Genomic DNA, 19048 nt, shown 5'->3' on the forward strand with positions numbered 1-19048 from the left:
TCCATCGAAATCTAGAGTCAATTCCGACTCAATCTCACACCCCGAAGCTTTCCCAAACCCCTCCCAATCCCCCGAAGCACCCATCGCATCCCTTTGAACCCTGCCACGCTTTCTCGAAGCTTGCCGACCTCACCCAGGATACACCGAAACCGTTCCTCCCAGGGGACCTGCGCTGTCAACGCGCACACGGCCGCCCCTATTAAAACTTCGTAGCAAACGATCATAACCAATCCAGAGCAGCGACGTGGCTCCGTCAGACGAGGTCTAGAGATCGGGCCGCCTCAGCGCTTGAATGATTTCTTCGGGTTCGTCGGGAATAAGCCCTTAAGGACGGTGGCCACTAAACTGATAGCACTTACTGCCGTGCTGCCGATTAAGATGTCTAAAGCAGTCTCAGGCAGGACGAACTGTTTAATGCGGAACCCTTGAAGTCCAATTACAAAAGCGCTGAAAACCGAATAAACTATAAGATAAACGTAGACAAATGTTGCACCTTTACCGCGCATCTTTCCGAATAATTCGAGGTGATTTAACTCTAAGCTACTTTTGCGATGTTGAAGCTCTCTGGTAAGTTGCTCAAAACTACTTTTGTCCTGAGAGTATACAGAGGCGGCGTCAGGATCGTGCCTGACTTTTTCTCTAAGGTCGTCTTTTAGGCGCTCCGAAATCCGCTTTAAAAGTTCTAAACGGTGTTCATTGCCCCTCACTCGACGACTCAGCCTTCAGCAAAGTTTCATAGTAAGAGCGAGACAAATCGTCGGGAATAGAGCTGTTAAGACCATATTGCTTCTTCGCTATAGACCAAGGTGAATCGTCCATGTGCGTCATAGCTGAAAGCTCAATACCTGAAAATGTTTTAAACGAGTCCCAGACAGCTTTCAGTAATTTTTCTTGTTGCGGCGTAATTTGCGCGCGCACAACGGGGCCGCGAGGAACTTCAAAAAAAACATTGTCATCGTTCTGATGAACGAGATCAGTTACGGCTCCTGAACCATACTTACTCAAAGCGTTATACAACTCTGGATAAACTGGACCAAACTTCCAAACTTTCGCTTCCTCACGGATCAGCGGTTTTCTAAATAACGCCAAATTCCAGCCGTGCGCTATAAACGCGAGCTTCTGAAGATGCATGTTTGTCAGTAAGCGCCCCTCATCCCGCGCGAATTCGAGAAACTTATTCGCGATCGCTGCTGGCGTAAACATCAACCCCTCCTAAGCTTGAAGTTTGCACCTGTCATTTCTAACAGACTATTTTACCACGTGCGACGTGAAAAATTTAACCAACATCTTCGATCAAATTGCTGAAGAGCCTCATTACCCCAGATCCATTCTCTTATAAACGCATGAAATATCCCTTCGTCAGCAACGGTAACAAACGTCCTGCCGTTGCCGTCATCGCTTCTGGACCGGTAAATTGCCTCCAATTGAGGCCAATCGATTTTTGTCATCAGGCATACCCGACTTCCTTGATTGTTGGGAGATTGAGGGTGGAAACAGTCTCATAGGGCGGGACCACCTCGCGTAAGTGTCTCAACCGAGAATACAACCGAGATGTGTAGATTAGCGGCCTTCCGGCGGGATTACCGCCTATGGTTGTGGTATTCCACTAATCTATATTCAGACAAATGTATTTACTAACTGGCCCTCACGGTCTTCAAGATCTATAACAAGGTAATGATCCATAAAAATCTCATCCGAATCGTTAAATTACCGTTGAACAATCCCAAAACCCGCCATAAAATTCCCTCATGACCCACAAACATCCCCAAATTCAACTGTCCATTCCCTTGAATCTCAGGAGATGGATCAGTAAATCCGCCGAAAAAAACTGCCGAACGTTTGAAGACGAGATCATCCACCACCTCGCCATCGCGCGTGCAGACAGCGAAAAGCTGCGCATGCCGATCGAATTCGATGATATCGACCCAAACGCGTCCTTCGACGAGCTACGGCGCTACACAAAGCGCCTCTCAAAGGAGGTCGATGAGATTTTGCGACGATGTCAGTGGAAGGATTGAATCAGACCTGGTTAGGAGACGATCAACACGGCTGCTTTACAGAGATAGGCGGAGCTCATAGCCCCGCCTATTTTCGTCACGATGCACCGAGGAGCGTGAGGCCCGTCATGATGGCGCAGCGGCCTCGCCGCGCGAGGTCTCGAATACTGATCCGGCTTAGGCCTGGAGAGCATCTGACCTGATCATATCAGCTTTATCAGATATGTTTCGTCATTTTAGCAAGGCTAAGACAATGCAACCCAGCTTTCCCGACCCTGACACATTATCTTGACATCTAAAGTTATTACATGTGTAATAACATCAGGAGGGTCAACGACATGGAACTCAAGGTTCGAAAATTCGGAAATTCATTGGGCGTCGTCCTGCCCAAAGAGGTTGTGTCACGTCTGAACACCGGAGATGGAAAAATACTTCACCTCTCTGAAGTGGCTGGGGAAGGCTATCGCATTTCACCTTATGACGAGGAGTTTCAGAAGAAGGTCGCGGCCGCTGAGGACATCATGGCGCGCTTCAGCGATGCACTGCACGTTCTCGCAAAATGAAAAATGTGCAGTGGATCAAAGCGAAAGAAGCTCTCGTCATCCATGACCGATTGATCGTGTTGCATGGAGGCTCCTCCGGCCTGCGCGACAACACCCTCCTTGAGTCCGCATTGGCCCGCCCGAAACATCATGCGACCTACAAACCAGAGACTGAGCTTCCTGCTCTCGCGGCCATTTACACGAGTGGCATTGTGCAGAACCACCCCTTCATCGACGGCAATAAGCGGACTGGATTTGTCCTCGGCACCCTGTTCCTGGAAATCAACGGCCTTGCCTTTTCGGCAAAGCAGGAGGAAGTCGTCCACGCCGTGATGGCACTCGCGGAGGGCAAAATGTCAGACAAGGGCTACGCTGCTTTCCTGAGTGAAAATACGCGCTCAAGGTCTGTTTGACTGTTCCCCCTCCACAAACTCCTGACGCATCTCCTTCAGCCCTGGATCACCCTCATCGCCAAAGATGAACGCATAGATTAAAGGGTCACGATAGCGGAGATAACGCTTCGACATCTCCGCCAAATCCACTCCATAGAGCGACGCCACCTTCGGCAGATATTCAGGCCGCAACGGCGCATCTCCCCTCTCGATCGAGTAAAGATAGACACGGTTGAGCCTCAGCGCATCCGCAACATCCCGAATGGCAATGCCAGCCGTCTCACGCAGGCTCTTCAAATAGGCACCGCCATTCTGACGATCTTCTTTCTCAACATACATCTTGTAGATGGGCATCTCGTCAGCCTCCCAGACTTTACCGCGTTAAAGAACAAACGCACAGTATGTTATATAACGACTTACTGCAAGATACATGAGGAATGAAAAGGTTGGAAGGGTCACTCACGTGACCATGGAGGTTGGGAACACGACATCCCACCCTAAAGACATAGATAAGAAACATTAACTCAGGAGGGGGAAGGAAAGCCACCATGGAGGAGGAGGCTTGAGAGACTCTCAGAGGTTTTCAAAGGCTCTTTGAGATGGTGAGAGGTGATGAGAGGCTCTCAGAGGTAGTAAATATATTGAGTATGTTTTTTTCTTTTTTTTGGCTTGGCTTTGCTTCACAGGGCAACCATTTACTTGCACGTTCCCCTAACTGATTGATTCGTCTTGGTTTTCTTGTGGTCGAATGGGTCGAGCGTGGTCGGTGCCACCAACGCCGTCGTCGCGCGCGGACCTCTCAAGGTCGGTCTCAGTCAGATTGATGCGGCGTTCACTTGGTCAGCGGTCGTTTTTAGGGCTGCTTCGGGGGCTTGAGGGCCGTGCAAGTAAATGGTTGCCCTATGATGGCTGGGGAGGCCAAGCAGTTTTGCGCGTCGGCACCGCTGACCTTCGTCACCCACCATCGCCTGGAAAGCCCCGGTATCACCTATGACTCTCGCAGTTACGTGGCCTGGGCAACGTCCGTTTTTTCTTTCTCAAAGACTGTCATCCCGCCTTGACTTGGCGATTTTGCGTATCCCCCTCAAAACACGTGCAATACCGCCCTCTCAACCCCCTTCAGAAGCTTTGAGAGCTCCTGCGGCCCCTCTCAAAACCCTTATCCAGCCTCGTTTTCTTCCGCATCGCCGGGATTTTAGGGCTCGTTTAGGGCTCGACTGACGCGCTTGCCGACGTCCTTTCAACGGTTTCCGGGGACCCCTGGGGGGTTTTTAAAAATCCTTTCAAAAAATCGGTTAAAGCTGTTGTTGTTGGTGTTGATATTTCCCGGCTTTTTCCGACCTGTCCGCTCCCAAGATTTTCAGCTCAAGTGAGGTGCCTTGCCCTTAGAGACCGCCCAGAATATCGGGCAACTGGATGAGTCCAACCCTAAAACCACTGATCTCGTCTCACAATCGGGTGATCACATCCGCCTCATCAAATCTGTCCTTAAAAAGACCTTCCCCAACTTTACGACGTCCCTCGCCGCCTCCGCAGAAACGCTCGATAAGCTTGCCTCGGGCAAATTTGGTGCTTCTGACTTCACAGAGCATAAGCTCACCGGCATCGTCAAGGGAGAGGCCGACACGGACGCTGTCAATGTCGCGCAACTCGCTGAGGGGCTGGCTAAAGCCGTCAAGGACGCCAATGGTGCCGCTTGGGGCGACGATAAGAGCGCCGGGGGACACGCTCTGAAAGACCTTAAAGAGGCGCAATCTGACAATCAGGCCACGCCCTTGAGCCAGGTCACGCGCCTGCTCAGTGAAAAGGTGAGCGCACTTCAGAGTTGGGCAAATGGGCTTTTCGCGAAAAAAGCGGGGGACACCTTCACGGGGGCCATCAATGTCCAGGGCAATATTGGCAGTGACGGCGATCTCGTCCTCAACAAGCTTTACACCGGGTCAACGACGCCCGGCAGCGCCTATTCAAGCGGCTGCCTCGCCACGAATGGCCCTTATGCCCAAGAGCGCACCGAGATCTACAACTTTGATATCGCGGGCAAATATTCGGGCACACTCATCGCGCATATCGATTATAACGGAGGACGGCATCATTTTGAGTTCCGAAATGACGGCCATTGTTACTCCCCGAATGGGCGCTTCCTCAATGACGGGCAGGACCTCCCAAATATCCGTAATTTGCTCAATGACCGCCCAACGCGCGCCGAGTTCTCCTCGGGTGATGACAGGGTGTTCCGCTTCCCGAATTACGGTCTCGCCCAATGTTTCGGCACAGGGCCGTTACAGGCCAATTGGCGCGTCAGCTTCCCGCGAAGATTTTCGCATGTTTCAAGCATCGTCGCGACAACATGGTCGGACGGCGGTGCCTTTCGATATGTCACGATCGGCAACATCACAAATGAGGGCTTCACGATCAAATCCGATATTGGCGGGGCGGGTCTCCAGGTGCAGGCCTTCGGAAAAGAATGATCATGGTGCCGCCACTCTCTTCCTTCCTCTTTTCTTTTCAGGAGTCTTGATTGGACACTTCCTTGAGCGCCAATTTTCGCGATTTTGAAAAATCCGCGTGGGTCGGTGCCATCGTTCACGATGGTGAAACCACACACGTCAATTCGATTGGTGAAGTCGCACAAGACGCCCTTGAAGCCTTTCTCGCCGCTGCCCCGTCCAGGACCTACCTTGCGTTTACCGCGCTCCAGGCCAGACTTTTCTACGAGCGAGGGGGATGGGTGTGGGTTGACCCCACCACGATGCAGCCGCGATGGCCGGAGCGATATTATGCTGAATATCGCACAACCGCCCCGCAGCCGACACCTGTTATCAGGTGGATCGACACCTGGCTGGAGCCTAATTACCGCGGCATCCCTTCGAAAGAGGATTTGATTCCGGTAACGGTCGATGAGTGGGACGATAAGGATTTCCATAAGCTTACCGGTAAGGGTGTCCAGAACGGTAAAATTATCGATTACACCCCGACCGCAGTCGATCCCGATCTTGTCGCGCAAGCGATCACGGCTTTGGATAAATTTCGGGCAGAGCTTTTCCGTCGCATCGCGTCTTACGATTTCGATATCCCGCCGGAATGCGTCGCCTACCAAAAGCAGCTTCTTGACATCATCTCGGGTGTCAACGCTCAGGCTGCGACACTCCCCGTTGCGCCAGTCCTCAGTTCGTTGACGCCGCCGAACCCGTCCTAACATGGCGCTCATTCAGTTCCGTGATCTCGCCCAGCAGGGGATCATCAGGGACGTGCCACCGCACAGCCTCCCCCTTAATGCCTGGTCGGCTGGGCAAAACGTTCGCTTTCATGCCGGGAAAGCCATGCGTGCACCTGTCCTCAAAACCTGGGCGCGCCTCGGCAGGCCCGCGCTTTTTTCATGCGCCTATCGGCCCGCTTCGCTTGAAGACTCAATTTTCTTCCTCGGGGACGATCGACGCATCTATCGGGCCAGCCAGGCGGGTGATGAAAATGTCGCGCCGGAGAACTGGACCCCGCCCGCCTCAAAACTTTCACCGAGTTCAACGTCATTAGGGGACGTGCTCTATCTGAACGTGCCGGGCGCAGCGCCACTATTCTGGGGGCCAGAGAGCAAGAAATTCACGCCTTTGCCAGGCTGGGACAAGGATTGGTCGTGCAGGAGCCTGCGCACATTCGGCAATTACATCGTCGCGCTCAATGTCTCGAAGGGCGGCACGCGCATCCCCCAAATGTTTAAATGGAGCGATCTCACCCTCGCCGGACAGCCCCCCTCCTCCTGGGACGCCAATGACCCGACGACCAATGCCGGTGAAAACGTCTTAGAGGGCCTCTCCTCGCCGATCATCGACGGGCTAGAAATGCGACATGCCTTCGTGGTCTACGCCTCGGATCAAGCTTACCTTGTGCAGCAGATCAATAATGAGATGATCTTCTCGTTCCAGCGGCTGGGCATTAATGGCGGGGTCATCGCGCCTAACTGCGTCGCAGAGGTGAATGGTGTTCATTATTGCTTCGGAACATCCGACATTTACCGCCATGATGGCACCTCAAGGGAGTCGATCGCCGATGGGCGTATTCGAGCCCACGTCTTCGAGACACTCGATCGCGATGCGACGGAAAACTTCTTCACACTTTACGACACGATCAATGGTGACGTAATTTTCGCCTACCGGTCCTCATCGTCGGATGCAGTATTCCAGGGCAAAGGCTGCAATCAGGCAGCAATCTTCAACATCGCATCTTCGACATGGTCCTTCATCGACCTTCCTAATATCGTGCAAGGCTACGTGGCCAGCCTTGAACAAGGCCAACGTTACCTGGATATGGAAAAAGCTGGCATCTCCTTTGAGATGCTCTTTGCGACCTATTTGGATCTGGAGGGCGGGCACACGCCTTCGATTGTTTTTGCGTCCTCAACTGTCCCTGATATGGCCCCTGCCAGCCGCATTCTAGCCTATGACTTCGTCGATACGGGCAAGCAGAAAAACCTTGCGGTGGAGGCCGTTTGCAATGCTCCCGCCTGGATAGAGAGGACTGGGATTGATCTCGACCTGCAGGGAGCCGACCTCGCAACTTACAAACAGGTCTTGCGCGTTTACCCGCAGGCAAGCTTCGCGAGAAATCCAGACACGGTCAGGATTTCCGTCGGCGGAGCTCTGACACCTTCGGGTGGCGATCAATGGAAGCCAGCCGTTCTTTTCGATCCTATCAAGCAATATAAGGTCGATGTTCGGACAGGTGGACGATATTTCAGCTATCGATATCAAGTAGACGCGCTTGTCGATTTTGAATTATCCGGTTTTGACTGCGATGTTGCCTCTGGAGGTCGCAGATGAAGCATAAGGCACTCACACCTTTGGCCTTGCCTCTCGGACAAGTGTTGCAAGAGCTGAAGCAGGAATATGTGGATCGCCGATTTGCCTCCCTGACAGACGTTATCAACGCCCTTGTAGCCCTATGCCCCCAAGCGAGCGACACACCTCCCAAAGACCCGCCTGACGGCGCATTGCGGCTTTCTCGCGGCGATTGGCGTCCCGTTGAGGGTCAGGCGGAAGATAGATGGGTCTATTATGACGCAGCCCGAAAATCTTGGCAGTATTTCTCCTAACCGCGTCCCCGTCGCCATCAGACCAAACTACATGATCAGTTATGAGCGCGGCCCCGTCTGCATCTACGTCCACGCCGATGTCTTCGGCTGGAACAAACGCGTCAAGGCGGAATTTACGCGCGACATCGACATCTTGCAGGCCCTTTTAGGTGAACCGGTCTATGTGGCGGGGCGCGGAGGGGGCGACTTGAAGCTTGCCAAATTCCTTGACCTGTTCGGTTTCCTGTTTTGTGGGTCCGTCATCTCCGATGAGACGCAGAAAGCTGTGCCAATTTTTTGCCGACCTTTCCCGGGGAAACCAATCCTCGTCTTTCAACATTAGCGGCTCGCTTCGGGCCATAAGAAGGCTCCATGGGCGGATCATCCTCAAAAACAACGCAAAACTCCCAGACATCACCTTGGGCTCCTCAAGCGAGCCAAATCCAAAATGCCTTCAATCAAGCGCAGAATATTTACAACCAGCGCCAAGCCGCCGGACCCTATACGGGGGATCGCGTCGCTGGGTCGAACGCGCCGATGAGCGACGCCATCTCAAACGCAAATGCATTCGCAAACGGGCCGGGGAGCAGCCTCGCCAACGCGCAAGTGCAATCAGGTCAGAATAGTTTGCCCGGAGCGTTGAACGGCTACCTCAATAATGCGCAGAATTTTGCCAATCAAGGCCTTGGTGGAGCATCTCAATCAATGCCCGGACAGCTTGGTCAAGCTTTAAACAATGCAGGCGTCTCGGGGGGCAAGGCGCTCGACGGTGCGCAGTCAAACATGTCGAACGTCATCAATCAGGCGATGAGCGATCCGACGCAACAATTGGCACATAATGCCCAAAGCTACATGAACAGCTCTGCCGTGAAATCCATGGTTGATGCGACGAACGCCAACATCGACCAGACGCTCAATCAAACGACTTTGCCCGGCATAAACCGCGCTGCGGCGTCGGGCGGCGCTTTGAATAGTTCGCGCGCGGGAGCTGCGAATGCGCAGGCCCAAGGTCAAGCAGCGCTTGCAAAAGCCCATGCGGACAGCAGCATATACAACAACGCTTACAATCAGGGTTTGAGCACCGCCGCAGGGCAACGCGCATCGGGTCTCAGCACGGCAGCAGGCGCTGCGCAATCTCAAGGCGCGATGGGGAATGCCGCTCTCATGGGCGCTGCGGGTTTGCAGCAGAATTACGCATCCAACGACTTCAACGCGCGCCTCGCTGCGAATGGCCAAATGGGTAACGCTGCCAGCCTCGCCAATAATGTCGCGAATAGCGGCATGCAAAATGCTTTAAATAATTGGATGCTCGGCTCCGGTGCAGGTCAGGCGCAGAACGCGATGGACCAGAATGCGCTCAATAACGCTTACCAGAAATGGCAGCAGGGCAACGGTTATAATCAAGGCATATTGAACGACTATATGAACACAGTGGGAAGCCGGAACTGGGGCGGCGTTTCAAACGGCACATCTTCATCAAGTCAATCCTCCAATCTCGCGGGAGACATCTTCGGCGGCCTTTTGGGTGGTGCCAGCATCGCTTCGAGATTCTTTGGCGGGGGGCGATGAGGCCAGCCATCAATGCCCATGGAACCGATCGACATCGCACTTGCGATGAACAATGTCCCCTCCGCCATGGCACCTTATTATCGCGCGATGTATCAGCAGGAAAGCAGCGGAGGGCGGGCAAGTCGCAACGGCATGCAGATGACGCATGCGACAGCGCGCAATCCAGGTTTTGGCATCAAGCCTTACCCCGAGGCTGACTTAAACGACCCTGTCCAGTCAACAATTGACGCGGTGCATTATTCGCTCAATCGGGCGCGCGCCTCGGGTCTGGACCCGTCTAAACCCACTGACATCCCTCAAATTGTGCGTCAATTTAACGGCGGCGGCGACCCCCATTACTTTGAGCATGTCGCGGCCCGATTGGAGAGCCCGATCCCGCCCGCCCCTTCGCGACCCTTATCTTCTCAGGAGCATTCGGTGCCCAATCCTTGTCGTGACACCCCGTTGAAATATACGCCGCGTGCGCCGTCAAAAGAGCTTGAAATGAGTGGTGGTCAATATACCGGCCATCCGTGGGGAAATACGAGCCAAATGCTGGCGGCCCTCGCATCTGGTTTCGCAGGGAAAGGCACGTTTGGACAAGGCATTTCAGCGGCTTTCGGCAATCTCGCAGGGCTTGATAGCCAGGCGCAAGACCGTGCGATGTCGCTTCAAAAAATGAAGCAGCGTGACGCGCTCACCGAGTTCCAGTCGGAGATGAATAACCAGCGGAACGACCTCCAATATAATAAGCTCGACGCTCAGAATTACCGCACCGATACGCAGGCGGCGTCCGCAGACCAGCGAAACGCCCTCGCACGCCTGCGCCTGGGGCAAATGGGCCAGCTTGGCAACGCCCGATTGGATGTCCAGCGCCAGCGAATGATCCAGAACGCTATGATGAATGGCACGGAAGCGCCAAGATTTGAGGGCAGTCAAAATGGTGGGTCGGTGCCCCCGTCAATCAGTCCTCCTTCACCGGGTCCATTCGGCGATACAGGGAGCGCGGCACAGATACCACGGCAGGCTGACGGACCCCCACAAACACCTTTCCCGGCTCCTCCAGCCGCTTCGCAGGGAGCGCAAATCTTCCCGCAGACCCCTCCGGCAAATGGCGTAACGTCGCCTGGAATGGACCCTTGGCACATTCCGGAGACATTCGTCAGTCGCCAACGGGGGGTTGCAGCCCAGAATGCAGCCCGTTCACAAGCACAGCGCGAAAATAGTAAAGCTCTGGGCGATCTGTCGAACGACCTTACAAAAATCCAACGAAATTCGATGGATTGGCGCTCAATTTCGAAAAGTTTGAACAACCTGAACGGTCCGGGACATCTCGGCACGGGCGGCTTATCCGGATATATGCTCGAACTTGGCAATAAGTTTTCACCGAACGGCGTGGCCGATCTCGATAAATTGGGGAAGGATGCTGGGGCGTTGACTTTGAGCAGCCTTCCTACCAACGGAAATATTCGGAACGCCGAAATCTTCGCCGCGCAGGCCCAGGTGCCGAACGCGCACACGAGCGCCGAGGCAGGAAGACGGATTATTGCGGAGCGTCTGGCTCAGAACGAGCGATTGGAAAAGCTCGTACAAGCACGTCTGCGCTTAATGCAATCCAATCCAGGCGGGTCTTTGACCACGGATATCGACCCGCTCATTGATCAATATGCCCAGGCTTATCCATCCGCCTATGCGGAGGATGCGAAGGGCCACGTAACGGAAGTTGAGATGCCCGATTACGACGATTGGGTTCGGAGCGGAAGGAAAAGCGCGGCTTCAAGGCCGTCTGCTCCCGGGGCAGACGAGGCACGTGCTCCCTTCAATATCCCGAAAGCCGCTATCGAGATGTTTCTGACAGACAAGGACCCTCATGCGGAAGAATATTTTGAGAAGCATTTCGGGAAAGGGTCGGCGGCCTGGGTCCGCAAGAACGCGCCGCAACAATGAGCGAGGATAAATACGCCCAATTTGTCGCGAACCCGCCCGCCGACCGTTATGCCCAATTCGCCACCGCATCTTCAAAAGGTTTGGAAGGACGCCTTCCTGAGCTGGCGGCGAAGCTACAAACCAATGCTGAAGGCTTCCCGGTCATCCCGCATAGTTTGGGCGATCGCCTGGAAGGACTTGCAGCGCGTGGCATCATGCGCGGCATTACCGGCCTCATTGATTTGCCGTCGACAGCCTATACCCTTGCAACAAATAAGCTGGGCTATTCCACAACGCATGCGGCGGACAAATTAGCCACGAAGCTCGGCATCTATGCGCCTCAATCCAGGCTGGAGGATTACGCCGTCGATGGTGTGAGTCTCGTCGGACCTGGTCTCGCAGCGGGCACCACCGGGATAGGTGCAAAGCTTCTCCCAAAGGCGGCGCGAACGGCTAAACTTATTGCTTCTGGCGCTTTGAGCGGCGCAGCGTCGGACATGGCGGCCGATCATGGATTCTCGCCCCGAGCCCAAATTCTTTCGGGTCTGGCTGCCGGAGGCGCGGTCGAGGCCGTGCCCCAGGCAAGGGCGGCGCTCGGCAGAGGGGCAACAGAGGTCATGGCGCGCGCGAAGGCGCGTCAAATGACGCTTGACGACGCAAAGCGAACCGCACGTACGTTCAAAGGCATCGAAGATACGCTTGCCGGAAGTCCTGTGCCCATCAGCGATTTCCAGGCCTCGGGCACTTTTAAAAAAGACCTGACAAGTAGCCTTAACCAATATGTTCGAGCCGCTCATCAGCGCAAATTCATTGATCGCTACACGCGTGACGACCTCGCGACCGCGATCAGCCAGGCCAATGCGCACACGAACGGACTCTCCACATCAGAGGGTTCGGCTTTAGGCCAAATCAACAGCAGGCTGATGCCTAGTCGGCAACGCGTATTAGCTGCCCTGGACACACTCAACGACGTCTCCGGCCAGCAATTTAAGACGGCATCATCAGGGCCTTTCGCCTCGCTTGCGCAAAAAGCCGCGCCCTTTATCAAAGCCGGGACGGTCGCCGCGTCGGCGATGCACCACCCCCTCTCAGCAGTCGCGGAGCTGACAGCTCTCGCTGTCCCCGGCACATCCAAACTTACCAATAAACCGCTTGAGACTTTCGGGCGGGGCTTGGATCACGTGTTGGGCACAGCAGTGACGCCCGCTATGGCGAATAAACGTGCTGCCGAAATCGTGCTCAAACGTCACGGCGAGGACTTGCCAAAATCTCCGCTTCCCCTCCTTCGAAAAGCAACGCGCGCTTTACGTAATAGCCCTCAAGCGCTCTTCGAGCTTACGCAGGGAGAATTTGGCTCACCGGCAGGATTGTCAGACGGCACGCTTCTTCATGAGGGCGGGCGTGGCGGACACATACCCCTGCCCCCGCCGCAGACACGCGCGGTGTCCGATATGCCTGAGAAGCCGCGACCACCAGGTGATGGCATTGCGCCCATATCAAAAGGTGGGCATGCCTACGCTAATAAATTGCTCGAAAAAAATAATCACACCGGCGCTTCAGCGGAAGAATTTGAGAGTGCAATATCTGATGCACGTGAAAACGGCATGTCGGAAGATATCGCAGCTCGGGCGCGCGCATCTGAAAATCTGAGCCCGGAAACGATCCACTATCTGGCCTCAATCGTCGCGCACAAACGCGGTCATGGCACGCATCCTGGACAATATGGTCGCGAGGCGAGCGAGGCTGTGGACAGGGCAGTCCGCACCGTGCCGAACGGCCCGTCTAATCGCGGTTCACCGGTGAATAATGCTTATCGTTACCAAAGCGCCATTGATAGCTATCGATCCGGGATTGATGGGCTTGCTCAAACGGCGGCTGCCGCTGGCCACCATAAAGCTGCCATTGCGTTACAGCGCATCAAAATGGTCAAGGAGCGCGCAGTGAAAGAGCAAATCAGGGACGACTTGATAAAGGCCCTACCTGAAATGGAGGATTATTTCCCGCCCGAAGTGATGAAGGGCATCGAATAAAGAAAGGCCACGTCATCAGAGGTGGGCGCCACGCGGCGACGTTCACTTTCCTCAAAGCCGAACAGCACCGCCATATGTCCACGAACATTCTTAAGGGACTTGAGTATATACATAGATGCCCCCGAAAACCTATTTAGATGAGAACGGCAAACCCCGTCTGATCCGCGTCCGGAAACGCACTTATCCCTCGCGGAAAAACCCCCTTCTCCATGACCGTCTGGAGGGGGTCTGGTATCCAGACCTTGTCGGTAAAATCCATCGCTACCCCAAAACTGAAGAAGATTACAAAAAACTCCAAGAGCGGCAGCGTGAGCGAGTCAAAGTCCTCCGCGCCGAGGGCAAATGGCTTTCTCACGGCAAAGGCGTTCCCAAAGGGTGGGGTGGCAAGAAACAATTGCTATTGGAGACGCGGGCAAAGGCCGCGCGCGATGCGGAGAAAATAATGACCTACTTACTCAAAGAGAAACTTGTTGACGATGATGAGATGGGGAATTCGGCGCTCAAAGCCGCTTTCCAAATCATCGTGGCTGAAGCACCCCATCCAAACACAGCCGACCCCACGACCCTTCACGCTTACCCGCTCAAAGATCGTATTTCTGCTATGCGAACTGTGTTGGAATACACGAAGGCGAAACCGGCGACGAAGAACGTGGTCGAGCACGGCGTTGCCGAATCCTACTTGGAGAATTTGAAGAAAGCCGCCTTGGCCTCCGATGGCGCTGACTGATGAGCAACGTGTCCGGCTGAGGCTTTTCGAGGATTACGAATTTTACGCACGCCACGCTCTCAATATTCGCACGAAGAATTCTGAGATCGTGCCCTTCCGCTTTAATGAAGCACAGCGCCGCCTCAACAAAATCGTTGAGGCGCAGCGCCGGGCCACGGGCCGCGTGCGCATTATTATCCTCAAAAGCCGTCAGCTTGGATTGTCCTCCTGGGTGCAAGGACGCCTTTACTTTCGAACGTCGCAAACGAAAGCGCGCAAAGCACTTGTGGTGACCAACCACGCCACCGCCACCAGCACGCTTTTTGATATGACGCAGCGCTTCCACCAGCTTTGCCCAGACATTTTGAAACCCTCTACGCGCGCGTCAAACCGCCGTGAGTTGAAGTTCGGTTATCTCGATAGCGGGTACATTGTCGCAACGGCGGGTGGAGACACGGTCGGACGCGGCGAGACCTTGACCCATGTGCATGCCTCCGAGGTGGCTTTCTGGCCCAAAGCGTCGAGCCGAGAAATCTTTTCTGGCCTGATGGATGCGGTCCCGAAAACTGCGGATACAGAAGTTTACGTGGAGAGCACCGCGAACGGCATGTCCGGCGTTTTCTACGAGCAATGGCAGGCCGCCACGCGCGGCGAGTCTGAATTCATTCCCGTTTTCCTGCCCTGGTATATCGACCCGACTTGTCGTGTCGCGCCGATAGCGGGCTTTTGCAGGACGCCGGAAGAAGAGGTCGAAGCTGAGAAATATGCGCTGGACGACCATCAATTGATGTTTCGCCGTCAGAAGATCGCTGAAAAAGGCTTCGACCTATGGCATCAGGAATATCCTGCAACGCCGGAAGAAGCCTTTCTCACATCGGGACGGCCCGTCTTCGAGCCGAGTAAAGTCGCTGAACTGACCCGGACGATTCAGGTGCCGGTCCGGCGCATGGCGCATGAAGGGAATAAATTCGAGACGCACTCTCGTGGGGAGCTGCATTTATTTCACGAAATCTCGGGGGCTGAGCGATATTTTATCGGCGCGGACGTTGCCGCAGGGGTCAAAGGTGACTGGTCGGTTGCGCAAATTCTAGACGCTGATGCGCGGCAAGTGGGCCTCTTTCGGGCGCAGGTCGATCCCGATTATTTCGCGCACGTCCTGCGAGATTTGGGAGAGCTTTTCAACGATGCGCGGATCATCGTCGAGGCGAATAATCACGGCATCTTGACCGTGACCCGCCTATTCAAGGATCTCGGCTACGCTAACCTTTATTGCGACGAAGTTCATAATAAGCAGACTGACGCATTCACTAAACGCCTCGGTTTCCAGACAAATGTTCAAAGCAAGCCACTCATCATCGATAAGCTGCGCGCCGCCGTCCGAAAGGATGAAATCTCAATCTACGACCCTGTCACGATTGACGAAATGAAAACATTCATCGTCACGGAATCCGGGAAGATGGAGGCGGATAGGGGCAAGCATGATGATTGCGTCATGGCGCTGGCGCTCGCCCTGCACATTGTGGAACGGCGCTGGACTCCGATCAACATGAAAGATCAGTGGTATGTTACCCTTGAGGATTAATTGCCAAAATTAAAGCGCGCTGAGATCGCAGCAATCGTCCAGGCCGGGATTGACCGGATAGGCGGGGCGGGCAGCGCAGGCAGGCTCTCCCGTGAGCGGACAGACGTCAAACAATTTTACGACGCGCAATCACCGAAGCAGGCCCATGCTTCTTCCATCAATTATAACAGCATGAATGTGTATTACGGCACGGAATCCATGAAGGCCCAGTTATTGGAGGTCTTCAGCGGCAACTCACGTCCCGTCCGATTTGTCCCCGCGCCAGAGGAAAACGAAGCCACCGCGAGATTTCGGACAGATTATGTCACGCATGTCATCTTCTCGCAGAATCCTGGTTTCAAGATTTTCCAGGCAATTATGACGGACGGTCTTCTGGGCCGAAACGGCATTTGTAAGGTCTGGTGGGAGTCCAACTATTCCACCGAAAACTATGAAATCGCCAAACCAACAGAAGAGCAGATCATCGGTTTTCTCACGAAAGACCCGACAGCACGCGTCGTCGCTGTTGAACGTGGTGACGAGGACGGCCCGCTTGAGCGGGTGCGCTTCATGTGCAAACGCAATCGCTCCCAAGTGCGGATCGCTCCTCTTCCGCCAGAAGAGTTCGGCATCTCTCCATGCGCCCCTTCAATAGATGAGGCTGATCTCGTCTATCACCGCCAAAGTCTGACGCGCAGCGACCTCATTAAGCAGGGTTATCCGCGCAACATTGTGGACACACTCCAAGCTGATGACGGACTGGAGATGGCGACGGACCCAGAGTTTATTCAGCGATTCGCCGCGACAACGGATGCGGTCGGCACACAATTTGACTCATCGAGCCAATATGGCAAACAGCGTTTCACCCTTTACGAGTGCTATTTGGAGCTGGACGTCGAAGGTGACGGCCGCACGCAGCTTCATAAGGTGGATATTTGCGGCGGACAAATCCTCGACATGGAGCCGGTCAATCGCCGCCCCTTCATTGATTTCTGCCCCCTCCCCCGCAGCCATGACTTCTGGGGCGTCAATTACGCGGCTCTTTTGATACCGACACAACGCGCGCAGACCCACCTTGCAAGAGCGATCATTGACCATGCCATGATCACCAGCAATCCCCGTTATATGGTGGCAAATGGGGGTTTGACCAACCCTCGCGAGCTGATGGAGAACCGCCTCGGTGGGATCGTCAATGTGCGAAATGTCATGGACTCCGTCGCGCCCCTGCCACAGCCTTCCCTCAACCCCTTCGTCTTCCAGACCATGGCGCAAATCAGCGCCAACGGGGAGGAGATCAGCGGAATCAGCAGCCTTTCTCAAGGGCTGAATAAGGATGCGATTTCAACGCAGAACTCTCAAGCGATGATCCAGGACCTCATCACGGTTTCTCAAACACGCCAGAAGATCGTTGCACGCAATTTCGCGGAAGGTTTTCTGCGAAAGCTTTATTCGGTCGTTTACCGTCTCGTCATCGAAAATGAGGAGCCAAATAAGTTGGTGCAGGCATCGAATGGCGCATGGCAAATGACAGATTTCACGCAATGGCCTGAAGATACTGAGATGGTCGTCTCCTTCGCCCTCGGTTACGGAGAGCAGGCTCAAGAGGCCAATAAATGGATGGAAATCGATCAGTATCTGGCCAACCCGGCCAACGGGCTGCAATCACTTTATCCGATTGAAAAACGCCACTTTGTCCTCAGCCGCGTCCTCGAAAATAAAGGCATCAAAGACGCTGATAGCCTCATTCTCTCGCCCGACAAAGTCCCGCCACCTCAGCCTGACCCGGCGGCTGAAGCCGATCTGCAAGTGAAGCAGGCCGACGCGAAGGTGAAAATGGCCAACGCAGAAGCCGCGACAGAGAATATCAAGCTCAAGCAGTTACAGGCACATGCTGAGCATGAAGCCGCCATGGCAAAGCTTATGCATCAGCAGATGAAAACCGACGGAGATCAGCAATTGAAGCGCGACAAGCTCGCGCATGAGATTGCGCTCGATCACGCTGAGCTCGCCCTTTCTGAAGAAGCTCTCGCGAAAGGAGAAGGTTTTGCGCGCGTCAGCCCTGGATGATGACATGATCCTGCGTGCCGTCGCGCGCTCGGAGGAGATGATTGAGCGCGGCCTCAATGCGAAGGCGCTCCTTGAGAATGAAACGTTCCTCGCCGTGGTGAATGCCCTCACAAATTATAATCTCACAGCAATGATGGCCTCGCCACCTGGACAAAGCGGTATCGAAGCGCGGGAATATCACCATCTCCTCCAACATGGCCTGACGCTTATTTGCAGCGAATTAACAGCCTGGAAGGCTGCTGGCGAAGCCGAGGAGGCGCTTATTGAACAGAACAAGGAAATGGATTGAGTCAGAACGAACAGCCAGAACGCCTGGACACAATTGAGTTGACGGCTCCCGCGCCCGAACAGAATGAAGATTTCGATGCTGCTGAGGCTTTCTCCGCGCGCTCGAACGAGAGTGACGGTGGTAAAGAGAATGATGGCTCTGCGGAGCAAAATGCCGCGAGCAATGGGGGTGAGCCCCAGACCGCAGAGGATGATGGCCTCGAATTCTCATTGAAAGAAGGTCCGCGTAAATTCTCCCGGACCGAACTTGAGAAGATCGTCTCCGCACACACGGAGACACTTGAAAAAGCCGCTGAAGCTGAGCGCCTCTCCGAGACCCGCTCACAGCAATTAGAGCAGCTCGAAACCCTCTCAAATCTCCTCTTGGAACGCGCGCAAGCGCAATATGCGGAATATGCGCAGATTGATTGGCGCGCCCTTGCAAGCGATCCGAACGTCGATAAAGATCTTCTTGTCCAACTGCAACAAGATGCAACAAAAGCCTACCAGAACGTCGCTTACCTGCAACAGGAAGCGCAGCAGCGTCTGGAGCAGCAGAGACAGGAATCACAGAGCCGCCGCGTTGCGGAAGCGCAAGCCGCTGTGAAGGAACTCACGGACCCAATCAATGGCATCAAAGACTTCCAGACGCTTTACCCGAAACTTGTCGATTACGGTCGAGGGGCGGGCATTCCGGATGTCGAAAATGTCACTGCCCCAAATCTCATTCGCATCCTTCACAAAGCCTATCTCTATGACCAAGGCCGCCAATCTGCCTCTGATGAGGTGAAACGTGTCGTCAATAAGCCGACAAAAACCCTCCGGCCTGGCGCAAACCGTGTCGAAGAAGGTGTTGAAACGCACGTAAGGGCGCTGAAAGAGCTTCGCGCTCAGCCTGACAATACAGATGCGATAGCAAGCGCATTCCTTTCCCGCTTCTAATTTGA

At 54.4% G+C, this 19048-nt stretch carries 19 protein-coding genes; 16 read left to right on the forward strand and 3 right to left on the reverse strand.

All coding sequences use genetic code 11. The annotated features are described in order from the left end of the window. Positions 1-281 precede the first annotated feature (281 nt). Complete coding sequence (locus N5W20_RS05315; protein ID WP_319806133.1) at positions 282-707, reverse strand: hypothetical protein; 426 nt, start codon at positions 705-707, stop codon at positions 282-284. Then, positions 694-1203 (reverse strand): Panacea domain-containing protein, encoded by a 510-nt coding sequence (locus N5W20_RS05320; RefSeq protein WP_319806134.1) that lies wholly within the window; start codon positions 1201-1203, stop codon positions 694-696. The genes N5W20_RS05315 and N5W20_RS05320 overlap by 14 nt, the downstream gene beginning before the upstream one ends. Before the next feature lie 545 nt (positions 1204-1748). Between N5W20_RS05320 and N5W20_RS05325 the strand changes: the two genes are divergently transcribed. The 3 genes from N5W20_RS05325 (at position 1749) to N5W20_RS05335 (ending at position 2952) form a co-directional block, all read left to right on the forward strand. After that, entirely contained in the window at positions 1749-2018 is a 270-nt protein-coding gene (locus tag N5W20_RS05325; protein ID WP_319806135.1) for a hypothetical protein, read from the forward strand. 287 nt (positions 2019-2305) lie between these two features. After that, positions 2306-2560: an AbrB/MazE/SpoVT family DNA-binding domain-containing protein gene (locus N5W20_RS05330; protein WP_319806136.1), complete on the forward strand. Its 255-nt coding sequence runs from the start codon at positions 2306-2308 to the stop codon at positions 2558-2560. Further along, on the forward strand, positions 2557-2952 hold the full coding sequence (locus N5W20_RS05335; RefSeq protein WP_319806137.1) for a type II toxin-antitoxin system death-on-curing family toxin: 396 nt from the start codon (positions 2557-2559) through the stop codon (positions 2950-2952). The genes N5W20_RS05330 and N5W20_RS05335 overlap by 4 nt, the downstream gene beginning before the upstream one ends. Here the strand turns inward: N5W20_RS05335 and N5W20_RS05340 are convergent. Beyond that, positions 2938-3285, reverse strand: a complete 348-nt coding sequence (locus tag N5W20_RS05340; RefSeq protein ID WP_319806138.1) for a helix-turn-helix domain-containing protein — start codon at positions 3283-3285, stop codon at positions 2938-2940. The two genes, N5W20_RS05335 and N5W20_RS05340, sit on opposite strands and share 15 nt — an antisense overlap. 1025 nt (positions 3286-4310) lie before the next feature. Between N5W20_RS05340 and N5W20_RS05345 the strand changes: the two genes are divergently transcribed. The 13 genes from N5W20_RS05345 to N5W20_RS05405 all read left to right on the forward strand — a co-directional run bounded on the left by N5W20_RS05345 (position 4311) and on the right by N5W20_RS05405 (position 19043). After that, positions 4311-5399, forward strand: a complete 1089-nt coding sequence (locus N5W20_RS05345; protein WP_319806139.1) for a hypothetical protein — start codon at positions 4311-4313, stop codon at positions 5397-5399. Between the two features lie 62 nt (positions 5400-5461). Next, positions 5462-6127, forward strand: a complete 666-nt coding sequence (locus tag N5W20_RS05350) for a hypothetical protein (RefSeq protein ID WP_319806140.1) — start codon at positions 5462-5464, stop codon at positions 6125-6127. A gap of 1 nt (position 6128) precedes the next feature. Then, positions 6129-7745 carry a hypothetical protein gene (locus N5W20_RS05355; protein WP_319806141.1) on the forward strand — a complete coding sequence of 539 codons (1617 nt, stop codon included), beginning with the start codon at positions 6129-6131 and terminating at the stop codon, positions 7743-7745. Next, a complete protein-coding gene (locus N5W20_RS05360; RefSeq protein WP_319806142.1) occupies positions 7742-8017 on the forward strand; it encodes a hypothetical protein in 276 nt (91 codons plus the stop codon). The genes N5W20_RS05355 and N5W20_RS05360 overlap by 4 nt, the downstream gene beginning before the upstream one ends. Continuing rightward, the gene (locus N5W20_RS05365; protein WP_319806143.1) at positions 7980-8339 is read left to right on the forward strand and encodes a hypothetical protein; all 360 of its coding nucleotides are present in this window, start codon (positions 7980-7982) and stop codon (positions 8337-8339) included. Before N5W20_RS05360 ends, N5W20_RS05365 begins: the two co-directional genes overlap by 38 nt. Positions 8340-8533: 194 nt before the next feature. Continuing rightward, positions 8534-9565: a hypothetical protein gene (locus tag N5W20_RS05370; RefSeq protein ID WP_319806144.1), complete on the forward strand. Its 1032-nt coding sequence runs from the start codon at positions 8534-8536 to the stop codon at positions 9563-9565. A 12-nt stretch (positions 9566-9577) separates the two neighbouring features. Continuing rightward, complete coding sequence (locus N5W20_RS05375) at positions 9578-11491, forward strand: hypothetical protein (RefSeq protein WP_319806145.1); 1914 nt, start codon at positions 9578-9580, stop codon at positions 11489-11491. After that, complete coding sequence (locus N5W20_RS05380) at positions 11488-13500, forward strand: hypothetical protein (RefSeq protein ID WP_319806146.1); 2013 nt, start codon at positions 11488-11490, stop codon at positions 13498-13500. Before N5W20_RS05375 ends, N5W20_RS05380 begins: the two co-directional genes overlap by 4 nt. Positions 13501-13615: 115 nt before the next feature. Further along, positions 13616-14227 carry a hypothetical protein gene (locus N5W20_RS05385; protein ID WP_319806147.1) on the forward strand — a complete coding sequence of 204 codons (612 nt, stop codon included), beginning with the start codon at positions 13616-13618 and terminating at the stop codon, positions 14225-14227. Then, on the forward strand, positions 14214-15788 hold the full coding sequence (locus tag N5W20_RS05390; protein ID WP_319806148.1) for a hypothetical protein: 1575 nt from the start codon (positions 14214-14216) through the stop codon (positions 15786-15788). Before N5W20_RS05385 ends, N5W20_RS05390 begins: the two co-directional genes overlap by 14 nt. Next, positions 15789-17834, forward strand: a complete 2046-nt coding sequence (locus N5W20_RS05395; protein ID WP_319806149.1) for a portal protein — start codon at positions 15789-15791, stop codon at positions 17832-17834. Continuing rightward, positions 17812-18123 carry a hypothetical protein gene (locus N5W20_RS05400; protein WP_319806150.1) on the forward strand — a complete coding sequence of 104 codons (312 nt, stop codon included), beginning with the start codon at positions 17812-17814 and terminating at the stop codon, positions 18121-18123. Before N5W20_RS05395 ends, N5W20_RS05400 begins: the two co-directional genes overlap by 23 nt. Further along, complete coding sequence (locus N5W20_RS05405) at positions 18120-19043, forward strand: hypothetical protein (RefSeq protein WP_319806151.1); 924 nt, start codon at positions 18120-18122, stop codon at positions 19041-19043. The genes N5W20_RS05400 and N5W20_RS05405 overlap by 4 nt, the downstream gene beginning before the upstream one ends. Positions 19044-19048: the final 5 nt, after the last annotated feature.

This window comes from Candidatus Kirkpatrickella diaphorinae (assembly GCF_025736875.1).
Classification (GTDB): Bacteria; Pseudomonadota; Alphaproteobacteria; order Acetobacterales; family Acetobacteraceae; genus Sorlinia; species Sorlinia diaphorinae.

Coding starts and splice junctions, on each gene's coding strand:
- N5W20_RS05380 (WP_319806146.1), top strand. CDS start 11,488: ATGAGCGAGGATAAATACGCCCAATTTGTCGCGAACCCGCCCGCCGAC.
- N5W20_RS05325 (WP_319806135.1), top strand. CDS start 1,749: ATGACCCACAAACATCCCCAAATTCAACTGTCCATTCCCTTGAATCTC.
- N5W20_RS05335 (WP_319806137.1), top strand. CDS start 2,557: ATGAAAAATGTGCAGTGGATCAAAGCGAAAGAAGCTCTCGTCATCCAT.
- N5W20_RS05330 (WP_319806136.1), top strand. CDS start 2,306: ATGTGTAATAACATCAGGAGGGTCAACGACATGGAACTCAAGGTTCGA.
- N5W20_RS05320 (WP_319806134.1), bottom strand. CDS start 1,203: ATGTTTACGCCAGCAGCGATCGCGAATAAGTTTCTCGAATTCGCGCGG.
- N5W20_RS05360 (WP_319806142.1), top strand. CDS start 7,742: ATGAAGCATAAGGCACTCACACCTTTGGCCTTGCCTCTCGGACAAGTG.
- N5W20_RS05385 (WP_319806147.1), top strand. CDS start 13,616: ATGCCCCCGAAAACCTATTTAGATGAGAACGGCAAACCCCGTCTGATC.
- N5W20_RS05355 (WP_319806141.1), top strand. CDS start 6,129: ATGGCGCTCATTCAGTTCCGTGATCTCGCCCAGCAGGGGATCATCAGG.
- N5W20_RS05375 (WP_319806145.1), top strand. CDS start 9,578: ATGCCCATGGAACCGATCGACATCGCACTTGCGATGAACAATGTCCCC.
- N5W20_RS05370 (WP_319806144.1), top strand. CDS start 8,534: ATGAGCGACGCCATCTCAAACGCAAATGCATTCGCAAACGGGCCGGGG.
- N5W20_RS05390 (WP_319806148.1), top strand. CDS start 14,214: ATGGCGCTGACTGATGAGCAACGTGTCCGGCTGAGGCTTTTCGAGGAT.
- N5W20_RS05340 (WP_319806138.1), bottom strand. CDS start 3,285: ATGCCCATCTACAAGATGTATGTTGAGAAAGAAGATCGTCAGAATGGC.
- N5W20_RS05365 (WP_319806143.1), top strand. CDS start 7,980: ATGACGCAGCCCGAAAATCTTGGCAGTATTTCTCCTAACCGCGTCCCC.